This window comes from Bradyrhizobium sp. AS23.2 (genome assembly GCF_001908185.1).
In the GTDB taxonomy this organism is placed as follows: domain Bacteria; phylum Pseudomonadota; class Alphaproteobacteria; order Rhizobiales; family Xanthobacteraceae; genus Bradyrhizobium.
Map to the genome: position 1 here is coordinate 1 of NZ_LGHM01000033.1, position 12,834 is coordinate 12,834.

Genomic DNA, 12,834 nt, shown 5'->3' on the forward strand with positions numbered 1-12,834 from the left:
CAGTCAACGACGCGTTGTTTGGGATGCTGACGCGGGAGGAATTCAAAGTGTTGTCCCAGCTGCTGTCTCGACTTGCTTCGAATGCCGACAGCGCATTGAAGCTCGCCGAACATGTCAAGGCGACGCTCAAGCCTCAGCCGGATCAGCGGGTTTCCCCAACCAATTTGCCGGAATCCCGCAAAAGGCGACGTACGACGCTTCGCAATACTCGGGAACGCCAGGGACGCGGAAGCTGAGGAGCGCGCCAGTTTCGCACCAGAAACGACCACACGCGAATTCAGCGCATCGCTCTCCAGAAGGGGCGTGCGGACCACATGGTCCTTTATGCGGCGATACGCCTTCTCAATATCGGCGAGCGAAAGGGCTAGCTGGTCTTGGCCTGCAACGATCACGTTGGTACCTCGCAGAAAAATTGGTCCGGCGTACGCGAGCAACGCCGGACCAAGTCTGAGGGAGGAGCCCTTCGTGAGGGGCTCTCGCCGAGCTACCGCTCGGGAGCTTTGAACGATGAGCCTTACCGCCGGTCGGCAGCACCTCGCTCGATCCACGTCGATCGATTGCGACGCTCTCGTATTCCAGGAAGTGTCAGCTGATGTTGGTCAGCTTCTTCGACCAAGAACCTTCTTCCGCCAGGGGCGAACGGACTGGATATGCGCTTGCACGCGCTCGTAGCCGATATGCTCGTTGAACGCTGCCTGATCTTTGTAGATTTCGAAGAAGAAGAACTCGAACGGATCGTCGTTGGTCTGAGCAACGTTGAAAAGAATACGTGTGGTGGGACGAATCCAGCGGACTGAGCCGGATAACGGCTATTGCCGACAGCCGGGCTGCGTTCGAGAAAAAGAAGCACGAATGGGTGCCGTTTACCGAGCTGACGGTGAAGCTTTTCGCGATTCCTCTGCGGTGCCGTGAACTTGAAAAGAGCCGCGATACTCAACGCGGTGGGGTTTGGACCAACCCCTATCACGTCACTCAAATCGGCATTGCTTTCGCCGGCTATTGTTTCGAGGCGTTGACCATCATAGCCCTTGTCGAGAAGTGCATGGGCAGCTTGGCCACGATGGGGTCCGCCACCCTTCCCGAACCAGAGATGACCGCCAATTTCGTCGAGGCGATGGCCGATCGGCACCCGAAAACGCACACAAGGACGGATACCCAGTCCTTCCAGTTCCTGATTTTTGGCTTCTGGCCCGAGACCAAGTCGCCATGGCTGGCCGAGCTGTCTTACTGGAAGGGGGACCAAGACGAAAAAGGCATTTCACGCCTCCTTCGGAGGTGAAGGCGAGCTGTTCGCGATCGGGGATGGCGACATCTGCCATGAAATCGAGGGCAACCGCATCTTGCGTCGTATCCGCCGTCGTGCCGCCGCTCTGACAGAGGGCGTCGGCTCGGACGCCAAATTCGAACACGACCGGGAGCAAGGGCGAATGAAGGTCGCCGAAAAGAAGGCGATCGAAGACATGGTACTCGAGAAGATCAATTCTGTGCACGCCAAGACTGTCGGCGGATCCATCCAAAAACTCGAACTTCACATGGATGGCGATTCTGCCGTTTCGTCATACACAGACGATCGCAATCTCGATTTCGCCGGCAGCCTTCCGCAGCTCAACCGTAGCGGCTTGGGATACATGCCCATAGGCGAACAAATGGGTCGAGGTCAATCAGATCGGTGACGTGAACACCATGGTCGGAAACCAGTCGAATTATACAGGTCACCCATAAGTCCGCTGATGTAGCGGATCCCACTTTCGACGTGGTCGGGGCGGAGTGCTCGAAATCCTGAATTCGCTATGCGAGAGAAGGCCGCAGCCAGCGGCCATGCCTAGATCAGTGACTGAGACATGCAGGTGCTTGTCACTCCGGTAGCCCCGCTTGACGCAAGCCGTTTTCGAACAGGGCGATATGCTCCGGTCGCTGGATCGGGATCCAGCCTTGGAGGCTGGAGATACGAAACGTGGAATCCAGCTTGCGGATATGGTCGACCGCTTTCCCCGCCCGCTCCGTTCGACCAGCGAGCGCATGACTGGCGGCGAAGATGGCCACCAGAAGCAAAAAAACCGGCAATTGTCTGAAAGATTGCTCGGCCCATAATGTGGCGATGTCGAAGCGCTCAGCAAACAAATGCGACAGCGCCATGCCCGCGTGGATCCGGAACATCTCCGGGTCCAAAGGACTGAGTCGCATCGCGCGCAGCAAAAATTCGATCCCGGCGTCGGGGTCGCCGCTCTCCGTTTTGAGAAAGCCGCCCAAGAACCAGGCCGCCGCCAGGTTCGGGTTGAGAACGAGCGCTTTGTCGATGAGCGCGATGCCGCCGTCCAAGTCGCCGGCGAGATGGGCAAGCGCAGTTGCACTTCTTGTCAGCGCAACGGCGTCGTCCTTACCCAATTCCACCGCAAGGCGCGCCAATCGAACGCCTTCCGCGAATTCCTGCTCCCGATCGGTCATCCAGCCGTTTATCTTCCGCCAGACATGGCACCAGGCGCCCATCGCATGCGCAGAGGCAAACTCAGGGTCGAGCTGCATGGCCTTGTAGAACAGCGGCAGAGCTAGGTCGATCGCTTCGCGCGTTCCCCGATGCAAATGCGGCATCGCGCGCAGGTAGTTATCGTAGGCACTGAGGCTACCAGTCGGCTTCCGCTTTGCGCGCTCGATCTCGGCCCGCTCGAGCTGAGAGGCGATCGCCCCGACGATGCTGTTCGCGATCTGATCCTGAAGCTCGAAGATATCGTCTAACCTTCCTTCGAATCTATCGGCCCAAAGGTGGGTGCCGGCCAACGCATCGACGAGCTGTCCCGTGATCCGGATCCGGCTCTCGGACTGGCGAACACTGCCCTCGCCGACATACCGTACCCCGAGCTCGCGTCCCACCTGCTTCTCGTCCACCGACTTGCCCTTGTAGGTGAAACTGGAGTTGCGGGCGATCACGAACAGCCAGCGAATATGCGATAACGCGGTGATGATGTCCTCGACGACACCGTCGGCAAAATAATCCTGTTCGACGTTGCCACTCAGATTCCGGAAGGGCAGCACCGCGATCGACGGTGAATCCGGTAAGGTCAGAACGAGTTTTCCGATCGCGGTACTTTCGTTCGTGACCGAGCCGTCCGCGGTCGATTCTGCCTCAACGATCTTGCCGACGAACCGGATGCCTTTGCTGAAGACCGTCCGGATCAGGCGCTGCTCCCTCCCAGTGTCGCCAATCGCGTTTCGAGCCGCGTTGATGTGGCTCGTCAGCGTGGATTCGGACACGATCCGCCCCTCCCACACGGCCTGCAGGAGATCATCTCTTGTCACAACCTGTTCGCGGTTCCGAACCAGGAAAAGCAACAAATCGAACACCTTAGGTCCGACAGGGATCAGTGCGGAGCCGCGCCTCAGTTCGCGCCGGTCAGCGTCGAGGCAATAATCTTCGAACAGAAATGACACTTCCATCCCCCGTTGGACAAGAAGCCAAGGAAGATTCAACCGCAATTCAAGCCGGCTGCAAGGCTTTTCCGCTCAAAACATCGCACTCTCCACCCGCAGCGGCCAAGACAAGGCCGTTGAAGGCCTCGAAAACGAGAGAGAATTATGAAGATTGTCGTAATTGGCGGCACCGGCCTCATCGGGACCAAGCTTGTAGGAAAGCTCAGTCAGAGGGGCCACGAGGTGGTCCCAGCGGCTCCCCGTACGGGCGTCAACACGGTGACGGGCGAGGGCCTCGCCAAGGCCCTTTCGGGCGCCGATATTGTCATCGACGTCTCGAACTCGCCCTCCTTCGAGGACCGGGCGGTATTATCATTCTTCGAAACGTCGAGCCTCAATCTTCTTTCTGACGAGGCGGACGCCAAAGTGCGGCACCACATCGCATTATCCGTTGTCGGCGCGGACCGGCTTCCGGAAAACGGGTACTTCCGCGCCAAGATGGCGCAGGAAAACTTGATCAGGGCCTCGAAGATTCCCTACACAATCGTGCGGGCCACCCAGTTCTTCGAGTTTGTCGGCGGGATCGTCGACGGCTCTTCCGATGGACAAATCGTCCGGCTGTCGCCCGCCCTATTTCAACCGGTGGCTTCGGACGATGTCGCCACAGTGCTCGCCGATGTTGCGATCGGCGCTCCTTTCAATGGCGTCATCGAATTGGCCGGGCCGGAAAAGTTCAGCCTTGACGAATTCGCTCGAAGATACCTCGTCGCGATGGAGGATCATCGCAAGGTCGTCGCCGACGTCCACGCTCGTTATTTCGGTGCAGAGCTCGATGATAGATCTCTTACGCCGGGAAGCGGCCCTCGGCTCGGCGCCATGCACTTCGAGGACTGGCTGACCCGGCTCTGCGAGTAAGGAGCTTTGCTGGTACCGGTCGACATCACGTACGGCGGTTTGGTTTCGTACAGCGTCATGCTTCACCAATGCGAGGACAAATCCATGAGCAAGCTCATCTCGCACGATCGTCCGCAAGAAGATTCTCCGTCTGCGGTTGACGGCCACAAGAATACTTCATCCGTTGCCGAGCGGCCTCACGCCGATGTGGAAATGATGCGCGTGCTCAAGACGGCGCCGCTGCACATGGCTTCAGATCCATCGAACGGTGTGATCACCTTCTGGAAGCATGACCCCTTGCACGACGTGGTCAGGCCCATGGCCGACCACGTCGTCATGACTTTCCCCGGCGAGCCCGTTCGGTTCGAGCGCCGCGACGGCAAGGCCCACGCAAATGGAATGACGCGGCCCGGGACCGTGACGGTCATTCCGGCGGGCTCGACTTCACGGTGGGACATCTACCAGCCTTTGAGTGTCCTTCAGCTCTATATTCCGCAGACAACGCTCAATCGCGTCGCCGAGGAAGCCGGCACATCCCTTCCCGGCGATCTTGTGGAGCGAACTGCGCATCCCGACGCCATTACATCCCGATTGCTGATGAGCGCGGCCGACGTCCTGGAAGGCTGCGCGGCCCTGGATGGGCTGTTCAGGCACCAACTGACGGATCTTCTGGCGACGCGCCTGCTGGCGGCGCATTCCGGATCACCCGCAACGTTCCGGCCCATCATGGGTGGCTGCCGCCGAAGGTGCTGGGGCGCGCCATCGAACGTCTGCGTTCGGACAGTGATGCGGACGTATCGCTCGCTGCGCTAGCCGCCGATGCGGGCCTGTCGCGCTTCCACTTCTGCCGGGCCTTCAAGGAAAGCACAGGGCTCTCGCCTCACGCCTGGTTACGCCAGCACCAGCTCGAACAGGCCATGAAGATGCTGCGCGAGACGGATGACTCGATCGCGTTGATCGCAGCAGCGCTTGGGTATTCCTCGCAGACAGCCTTCGCTGCCGCGTTCAGAAAGATGACCGGCGAAAGTCCGAGCGATTGGCGGCGACGCATGCGGTGGACGTCTTAGTCGGCGACTCCGACTCTGTGAATGGCAGGTGCGAGGTTCGTCAAAATTGCCGCAAATGACACGACCATCGGCTCGCAGTGACGAGAAACGAGAATGATGCGACCGAAGTCCCGCTACCGATCCTCAAGGCATCCAACTCGAAAGGAAACGTGAGATGAAAACATTTCTCAGCATCGGAGCGGGCCCGGGAATCGGGTTCGCGACCGCAGAACGCTTTGCCAGAGAGGGTTTCCAAGTGATCTTGTCCGCTCGGACCGCCCCTAGGACTCGATATCTGGCTGAAAGGCTGTCGAAGAACGGGTACAACGCCGATGTACGCGAGGTGGACTCGGGTGATCCGAACAGTATCGCTGAACTCGTCGCGGATGTTCAGAAGCAGCACGGCGCAATCGACGTCCTGCACTACAATGCCGCGTCGATGCGGAAGGCGACCATCTCCGAGCAGCCGCGCGACAGTTTCAACGCCGATCTCGCCGTCAACATCGGCGGCGCGCTAGTCGCCGCCCAAGCGGTCGCTCCGACGATGGAAAGGCAAAACTCCGGTGCGGTCTTGTTGACCGGCGGCGGTTTCGCACTTGCTCCGAGCGCGGACTATCTCTCGGTCAGCATCGGCAAGGCCGGCATCCGCGCTCTGGCTCACGGACTGTTCGAGCCGTTTCGGGACAAGGGGATTCACGTCGCGACAGTGACCGTCTGCACCTTCGTTGTCCCGGACTCGAAGGAGGCCACATCGGTCGCCGACCAATTCTGGCATCTCTACAACCAGCCGAGGGACGCTTGGACTGTCGAGGTGAACTTTCCCTGAACGGGAAAAATGCGATTCCGCGCGATATGGCGGCTGCATCGGCAGCAATCGCTCGATAGGTACGGCAATCACTCTGGCGCAGTAGCAAGCGAGATCGAGTAGATCATCTCAGTGCCCACGATCATCGACGGGGACCGACAATGATCCGGAAAACCTTCGTCAGCCGCCTCGCAATCGCTACACGACGACGCGGTCTTGCCACAGCTACCATCTACGGCCTCTCGCTGGCTGTCCGCTTCACCTCGGCGGCGGGTGAGGAGGTGGAAATCCCGCCGCAGTTCGTTCAGAGGCCCCATCCCCTGGTTTCCATCATGACCGGGGATAACGCTTCGCTTCCCTACCAAGACTGGGCCCGGAGCCCGTCTCTACCGCACCTGCTTCGTCAGGGCTGGCGGGTGAACTCGTCACCACCAGGATGCATCGCGCCGTAGCTCCTCCGCACGATCCGGGCACGTGACCGAGACGACCAGCCTCCTCTGAGGACTTTTCACGCGGATCGGGCCGCGCTTCCTTCGGAAAAGCGCGGCCCGATCGTTTCCGTCGCCTCCAACGGCAAGGACCGGACTCACGTCCGAGAGCCCTCGCCGCACGAAGTTATTGTGCCGGCAGAACCGCGGGGGCGCCCTTGTCCTTGATCAAGACCACCAGGAATTTCGCCGGCTGGGTGGCGCTGGCGTTGCGGTCGACGACATGAACATCGGCAGGGCCTTCATAAAAGCTCTGTCCCGGCGTCAGCGTCACCTCCGGCCCGCCCTTCAACTGCATCACGACCGAGCCCTCCAGCACATAGACAAACGCATGAGCGTTGTGCCGGTGACTGGCGCTCGACCCGCCGGGCGCATGTTCTACCGTGATCATCACGGCTTCCTTGCCGGGGCTCTCCGGAAGATCCTTGGCCGTCAGCAATGTGACCTTGGGCCCCTCGGCCGTTGCCGTGCCGGACATGAGGCACAGAAAGGTCAACGCAGCGAGTGCAGTTTTCATGGTCGAGTCCTCCTCGTTACCGGGATCCGCCGATGCAGATTCACGCGGCCGCCCTCGAGCGGCGGAGCCATTCGTCGAGGCCGATGCGACCGAGGCGCGCCTCGCCTAGCGGCACCAGCGAGTGCTGTTCGACCCGCCCGCCCCAATAGCGGGCCTCGGGATCGCTCACGACCTCGCGCGGGTCGCCGATTGCCTTCAGATAGCGGGCGACGATGTCGGTCAACGGCGCGCGTTCGGGGCCGGCGATCTCGACGATGCCGTTCCGCGGCGCTGCCATCGCCGCATCGGCGACCATGGCGGCGACGTCGTCCGACGCGATCGGCTGGAACAAGATCGGCGCGAGTCTGACCTTGTTTCCGTCCTGGCTTGAATCGGCGATGCCGCCAAGGAATTCCATGAACTGGGTCGCGCGGACGATGGTGTACGGAACGCGGGAGGCCTGGATCAGTTTCTCCTGCGCGACCTTGGCGCGGAAGTAGCCGTTGTCGGTACGATCGATGGCGACGATCGACAATGCGACATGGTACCGAACACCCGCTGCGGCCTCCGCTGCGAGAAGGTTGCGGCCCGAGGTCTGGAAGAAGTCCAGCACCGCCTTGTCTTCGAACGAGGGCGAATTGGCGAGATCGATGACCATCTGCGTGCCCGCCATGACCTCCTTCAGCCCCTCGCCCGTCATCGTATTGACCCCGCTTTTGGGCGAGGCGGCAACCACCTCGTGGCCGGCCTGGCGAAGAATGGCGACTGTCTTGGAGCCGATCAGGCCGGTGCCCCCGATGACTACGATTCTCATGGTGATCCTCCGTTGTCCTTGCGCGTTGAACTTTTGGAATGCGTTGTAGCTCCTCATAGTCGCGCGATCAGCGCTGTTCGATTGATGCTGCGCCATGGAGCGTGACAAGGTCGCCTCTGTGCGCAATTGACGATACCATGCGCCCAGGCGGCATCAGAGCTCCGTGGATTGGTCAGCCAGACTGATCGATTTGTAAGCGGGGCTCAGCTTCCGAGTTGGTTCGGTAGTTTGAATTGGCTGATATCACCGCATCACGCCGATGATCGCGACCACGAAGAACACCAGCACGATGCCTTGGACAATGGCAAACGGCAGTTCGGCCGGCGGCACGCTTGGCGCCAGCGCATGCAATGTCGGTACCTTCAGGAAGGACTGGACCACCAGCACGAACACGTTGAGATAGAGCGAGACCAACGCGGTCAGCACGTAAATCCAGCGCCAGGCGCCGCCGAGATTCATGCCGTAACGCGCAAAGCAGGCGATCGCCAGCAGCACCAAAGACAGAATGCCGATCAGGATCCCCGGCGTGATTCCGTTGAACGGAAACATGAACCCGGTCACGCTGGTCAGCAGGGTGAGCGTCAGGAAGCTCGCGGTCAGGCCCGGCATCCGCCTGGAGCCGAACATGCCGAACATCACGATCAGGCCCGCCACGATTGCAGTCAGGCTGATGATCACATGGACCATCGTGAACGCGGCCAAGCTCATACCCAGCATCATGATCGCCTCCAGGGAAAGCTAATTCTTGGATGCCAGACTGCTACCAGATCCGAAGTGCAGCAGCCCCAGAGCGATTGTCACGATTGTAGAGCGATTGCTCTTAACGTGCGCGCCGTCGCCAATTGCACGGGGTTTCGTTCGTCAACCGCCTGAACGCCGCGGCGAAGGCTGACTGCGAGGCATAACCCAGCGCTGCTGCAATCGACACAACCGATTCGTCCGTTTCACGCAACATCTTCATTGCCCGCTCGAGCTGGTGTTGGCGGAGCCAGGCATGAGGTGAAAGCCCGGTGCTTTCCTTGAAGGCGCGGCAGAAGTGGAAGCGCGACAGGCCGGCATCGGAAGCCAGGGCGGCCAGGGAGACGTCTGCTTCGTTGGCTGAGCGCAAGCGTTGGATGGCGCGCCGTAAGCCCGTCGGTGACAGCCCACCCGCGGCCGGCTGAAAGATGGCTGACGAACTCACGTGTGCAGCCAGCAGACGTGTCGCCAGGAGATCGATGAGCTGCTGCCTGAACAAGGCATCCAGAGGCTCGCGACCGTCCAGGAAATCCGCCGCACTCATTAGCAGGCGGGATGTCATGGAGTCGGGATGTGCGGTCCGCTCAAGCAGATCGCCCGGTGCGACTTTGTCGGCATCTCCTGAAACGCGCAGCAGTGTTGCCCTCGGAAGATAGAGTTGAATCACCTTCATGGGCTCATGAATGTCCCACCGGGAGGTTGAGCCGGCAGGAATGACCGTCACCACACCGGGTCGCGCCGTTCCGACCGCAACTGATTTTCCAGTGCGCCGCTCCAGCCGCTGAAAGCCGGCCGGGTAAACCATGACGACGTGCTCGGCCATCGGCTCGATCACATCGTGGAGAGCTCCATGCTCCCAGTAGGTGATGGCACCACTCGGCGGGTCAGCGGCCATGCGCAGCGGTGTAGCCTTGAGAACGCGTGCCATCTCCACATCGGCAGGGCGCCGGTCAGCGATCGGAAACTCGTCTCGGCGAACCGGGACCGGCAGAGCCTCCGCGCGTTCACGCAACATCAGGTTACTCATAGGCGTGAGCCCGGCTGCGACCGCGCCGCTGAGGCTTTCGTGAATGCGAGCGTGTGTGACCCCGAGACAGGTTCGGCCCAGCAAATCTCTTTGTAGTTGAAGCCGCCCGCGAGCATTGGCTTCACCACCATGAAGTAGGGCGACATATCGAAGTCGCCGGGCACGTAAAGGGATGGGTGACGGATCTCGGCGATCTCACCTGGCACCGTCCGGTTGCGCGTGATCATCGGCAGAATCGGGTAACGCACGGCGTTAAATGCTTGCGCGATCAGCGACGAACAGATGATACGGCTGGCATCACCGGAGCCGAGCGCTTCCGTTCGGCGGTATCCGGGCCTCGTCACAGGCCAAGGTAATAGATAGCGCATCAGGTCGATGACGTTCTTGAAATCGTAGCCGAGTCCTATGCGATCCGAGGCGTAGCGGCAGACCTCTCGGCAGTCCGCTTCGCTCAGGTTCACCGGGCGGCAGATGCGCGTTTGACAATGCAGGTATTTAGACAGCGGCGCTGATACGACACCTTCGTCGATATTGGCTTCAATCAGGACGTGGGGCTCGTTGCCGGTTGTGTCGCCCGCCATCGGCCCGACGTACAACGCTGAATGCGACCAGGTCGAATGAGTGAGGCATTTGATGATGCCGGAGATGCGACCTTTGCCCTCGACCAGCAAAACGTCGCCCGGTTGAAGGGTGTCGCGTAAGGCGGCCAAATAGTCAGAAGCGAGCGGCTCACAGTCGCTGTCCGGCTTCTGCAGCCGGGCAACCAAACGTCCGACATGATCGAACATCCGGCCCATGACGCGTTCCTTCTTTTTTGGCGTTTTCCGCAGACAGGGGTACGCTGCTACGCCGCGTCATTCCTTTGAGCAGTGCTGAGAAATTCTGAGAATGCCTATGGGTCGAGGTGCGACGTGCCTGAGCAGCAGCGTCTGAAGCCGGTGTATGTCTGCCAGGGTTGGGAGATTGATCTCGCGCGACGGGAACTACGGTTGCGTGGCGCTCCGGTCTCCATAGGCAGCCGCGCCTTTGAGATCATTGCAGTTTTGGTTGAAGCCGCAGGCGACACAATCGACAAATACGACCTGATGGGCCGTGTCTGGCCGGGGGCCGTTGTCGAGGAAAATACCCTGCAGTTCCACATATCTGCGATCCGGAAGGCCTTCGGGCCGGACCGGGAGATGCTGAAGACTGCGTTTGGACACGGTTATCGTCTCCTTGGTAAATGGACGATCGAGGAAGAGAGCGCGCCGGCCCTTTCGAGTGCACTCGAACAGCATCGTACAGCCGGTCAACCGCTTCTCAGCGCGGCCGGCGAAGCCTTTTTGGCGCTGCCCGACAAGCCGTCCATCGCGGTATTGCCGTTCCAGAATATGAGCGGCGATCCAGACCAGGAATATTTCGCCGACGGCATCGTAGAGGACATCATCACCGCGCTGACACGCTTCAAGTCGCTGTTTGTCATCGCCCGCAACTCATCCTTCACTTACAAGGGCAAGCCGGTCGACATCAAGCAAGTCGGCCGCCAACTTGGCGTGCGCTACGTTCTGGAAGGGAGCGTGCGAAAGGCCGGCAACCGGGTTCGAATAACCGGGCAACTCATCGACGCGGCGACCAGTAACCATCTTTGGGCTGAAAAATTCGACGGGGGGATCGAAGATATATTTAGCTTGCAGGACCAGGTAACGGCGGCTGTCGTTGCATTCATTGCTCCCGCTGTCGAGCGGGCCGAGATCGAGCGAACTAAGCGAAAACCCACAGATCGACTGGACAGCTATGATCTATATCTGCGTGGAGTGGCGCTTCAGCGAAGGGGCTCTTTCGAAGAAGCTCGCGCGTGGCTCAGAAAAGCTATCGAAAAGGATCCTGAGAACGCCCGGGCCTATGCCAATCTGGCGCTGACGTACAACACCCAGCAGGCGGTCAGCGGAATGGCACTTTCTGCAGAGGAGCGCGATGAAGCAATCAGGCTTGCCAACTCTGCAGCAAATCTCGCGGCCGACGACGCTGTTCCGTTGGCACAAGCGGGACACGTCCTCACCTATATCGGGCGCAACTATGATCGCGGATCATCAATAACAACAGAGGCCGTGGCTCTCAACGCCAACCACGCCTTTGTCTGGCTTTCGCGCGGCTGGGTAGCGTTCATGAGCGACGACCCCGAAAGGGCGATAGAGAGCTTTGATCGGCTATCTAGACTGGATCCCCTCGATCCAAACCGCAGATGGGCATGGATCGGAAGAGCATTCGCGCTGTTTTGCCTGGAGCGCTATTTGGAAGGGTATGAGTGGGCAGCGAAGGCGGTTCAGCTCCACGCTGAAGCGCAGTCGCTCGGAGCTCTGATCATCAACAGCATTGGCGCGGGCCGGACCGATGACGCGCGTGACGCGGTGGCGCAGCTTTTGAAGCTCCATCCCGACTTTCGTGTATCTCACTCCGTTGAAGCATTCCGTACGCGTTCAGCCGCGACGCAGGATCGGATATTGAAAGCGCTTCAGGACGCCGGTCTACCGCCCTAGACGCCCGAGCGGTATCAAGGACGACTTCATCCTGTACACCTGTCGGACTCGAGAATCGACTGATGGCGTGGCGCAACCTGCGCAGGGCCCAGCGCGACAGGCCGACGCCGAAAGTTAACAGCAATCGCTCTACAAGTACGGCAATCGTTCTGGCGCAGCCGCCGCGCGGATCGGTTAGATCATCACAGTGCTCCACATCCAACCGGACGGAGGAAGAAGATGATCTCGAAGAGCATCGTCAGGCCCCGTGCAGCCGCAACGACTTATGCGGGGTGGTCCGCATTTGCCCGCAACACGGTCGAGACAGTCTCCGAATTTGCGGGCCTCGTTCAAAACCTGACTCTCGACATCCGCGACAGCTATCGGCCGGAGCTGCACTACATGCGCGGTCCCGGCCCGAAATGGCGCGCGAAACACCGGTCGATACTCCAAATGGCTGGGGCCGAGCCGAAATCGGATCGGCGGTGCAACGACAACAATCATGCTGGGACTTCGCCGTAACACGCCAAGCACCAGCCACGTGGATTTTGAAGACCACTGAAGACGAACAAGCTGGAGCTTGCACCTCTTCACTGGATTAAGCCCCCACTGACCAACCACGCGAG

General features: G+C 60.1%; 13 protein-coding genes and 1 pseudogene. 6 read left to right on the forward strand and 8 right to left on the reverse strand.

From position 1 onward, the window contains the following. Positions 1-392 (reverse strand): hypothetical protein (locus tag AC630_RS45255; protein ID WP_208866966.1); only part of this gene is annotated, 392 nt, incomplete at its 3' end. 207 nt (positions 393-599) lie between these two features. Continuing rightward, entirely contained in the window at positions 600-785 is a 186-nt protein-coding gene (locus tag AC630_RS48215) for an antibiotic biosynthesis monooxygenase (RefSeq protein ID WP_502691502.1), read from the reverse strand. Between AC630_RS48215 and AC630_RS06820 the strand changes: the two genes are divergently transcribed. Both AC630_RS06820 and AC630_RS06825 read left to right on the forward strand, forming a co-directional pair. Further along, entirely contained in the window at positions 770-1,279 is a 510-nt protein-coding gene (locus AC630_RS06820; protein WP_074117746.1) for a hypothetical protein, read from the forward strand. The genes AC630_RS48215 and AC630_RS06820 overlap by 16 nt on opposite strands. Before the next feature lie 61 nt (positions 1,280-1,340). Next, entirely contained in the window at positions 1,341-1,673 is a 333-nt protein-coding gene (locus tag AC630_RS06825; RefSeq protein WP_143197871.1) for a hypothetical protein, read from the forward strand. A 181-nt stretch (positions 1,674-1,854) separates the two neighbouring features. Here AC630_RS06825 and AC630_RS06830 read toward each other — a convergent pair whose 3' ends face one another. Further along, positions 1,855-3,426: a winged helix-turn-helix domain-containing tetratricopeptide repeat protein gene (locus tag AC630_RS06830; protein WP_074117818.1), complete on the reverse strand. Its 1,572-nt coding sequence runs from the start codon at positions 3,424-3,426 to the stop codon at positions 1,855-1,857. A gap of 144 nt (positions 3,427-3,570) precedes the next feature. Here AC630_RS06830 and AC630_RS06835 point away from each other — a divergent pair, with 144 nt between their 5' ends. The 3 genes and pseudogenes from AC630_RS06835 (at position 3,571) to AC630_RS06845 (ending at position 6,171) form a co-directional block, all read left to right on the forward strand. Beyond that, positions 3,571-4,320, forward strand: a complete 750-nt coding sequence (locus AC630_RS06835) for an SDR family oxidoreductase (protein WP_074117748.1) — start codon at positions 3,571-3,573, stop codon at positions 4,318-4,320. An 84-nt stretch (positions 4,321-4,404) separates the two neighbouring features. Next, a pseudogene (locus AC630_RS06840) lies at positions 4,405-5,366 on the forward strand (helix-turn-helix domain-containing protein). Positions 5,367-5,520: 154 nt separating this feature from the next. Next, positions 5,521-6,171 carry an SDR family oxidoreductase gene (locus AC630_RS06845; protein WP_074117749.1) on the forward strand — a complete coding sequence of 217 codons (651 nt, stop codon included), beginning with the start codon at positions 5,521-5,523 and terminating at the stop codon, positions 6,169-6,171. Between the two features lie 594 nt (positions 6,172-6,765). On the opposite strand, the gene AC630_RS06855 is transcribed toward AC630_RS06845, so the two are convergent. The 5 genes from AC630_RS06855 to AC630_RS06875 form a co-directional block, all read right to left on the reverse strand. Continuing rightward, positions 6,766-7,155 (reverse strand): cupin domain-containing protein, encoded by a 390-nt coding sequence (locus AC630_RS06855; protein ID WP_074117751.1) that lies wholly within the window; start codon positions 7,153-7,155, stop codon positions 6,766-6,768. A 40-nt stretch (positions 7,156-7,195) separates the two neighbouring features. After that, positions 7,196-7,948, reverse strand: coding sequence for an SDR family oxidoreductase (locus AC630_RS06860; protein ID WP_074117819.1), 753 nt, complete (start codon positions 7,946-7,948; stop codon positions 7,196-7,198). Positions 7,949-8,191: 243 nt separating this feature from the next. Then, positions 8,192-8,668 (reverse strand): hypothetical protein, encoded by a 477-nt coding sequence (locus tag AC630_RS06865; RefSeq protein ID WP_074117752.1) that lies wholly within the window; start codon positions 8,666-8,668, stop codon positions 8,192-8,194. Positions 8,669-8,768: 100 nt separating this feature from the next. Next, on the reverse strand, positions 8,769-9,701 hold the full coding sequence (locus AC630_RS06870) for a helix-turn-helix transcriptional regulator (RefSeq protein ID WP_245330290.1): 933 nt from the start codon (positions 9,699-9,701) through the stop codon (positions 8,769-8,771). 8 nt (positions 9,702-9,709) lie between these two features. After that, positions 9,710-10,510 carry a YiiX/YebB-like N1pC/P60 family cysteine hydrolase gene (locus AC630_RS06875; RefSeq protein WP_074117754.1) on the reverse strand — a complete coding sequence of 267 codons (801 nt, stop codon included), beginning with the start codon at positions 10,508-10,510 and terminating at the stop codon, positions 9,710-9,712. A gap of 114 nt (positions 10,511-10,624) precedes the next feature. On the opposite strand from AC630_RS06875, the gene AC630_RS06880 reads away from it, so the two are divergent. Then, on the forward strand, positions 10,625-12,229 hold the full coding sequence (locus AC630_RS06880) for a winged helix-turn-helix domain-containing tetratricopeptide repeat protein (protein ID WP_208866967.1): 1,605 nt from the start codon (positions 10,625-10,627) through the stop codon (positions 12,227-12,229). Positions 12,230-12,834 lie beyond the last annotated feature (605 nt).

Coding starts and splice junctions, on each gene's coding strand:
- AC630_RS06860 (WP_074117819.1), bottom strand. CDS start 7,948: ATGAGAATCGTAGTCATCGGGGGCACCGGCCTGATCGGCTCCAAGACA.
- AC630_RS06870 (WP_245330290.1), bottom strand. CDS start 9,701: ATGTTGCGTGAACGCGCGGAGGCTCTGCCGGTCCCGGTTCGCCGAGAC.
- AC630_RS06845 (WP_074117749.1), top strand. CDS start 5,521: ATGAAAACATTTCTCAGCATCGGAGCGGGCCCGGGAATCGGGTTCGCG.
- AC630_RS06835 (WP_074117748.1), top strand. CDS start 3,571: ATGAAGATTGTCGTAATTGGCGGCACCGGCCTCATCGGGACCAAGCTT.
- AC630_RS06875 (WP_074117754.1), bottom strand. CDS start 10,510: ATGGGCCGGATGTTCGATCATGTCGGACGTTTGGTTGCCCGGCTGCAG.
- AC630_RS06865 (WP_074117752.1), bottom strand. CDS start 8,668: ATGATGCTGGGTATGAGCTTGGCCGCGTTCACGATGGTCCATGTGATC.
- AC630_RS06855 (WP_074117751.1), bottom strand. CDS start 7,155: ATGAAAACTGCACTCGCTGCGTTGACCTTTCTGTGCCTCATGTCCGGC.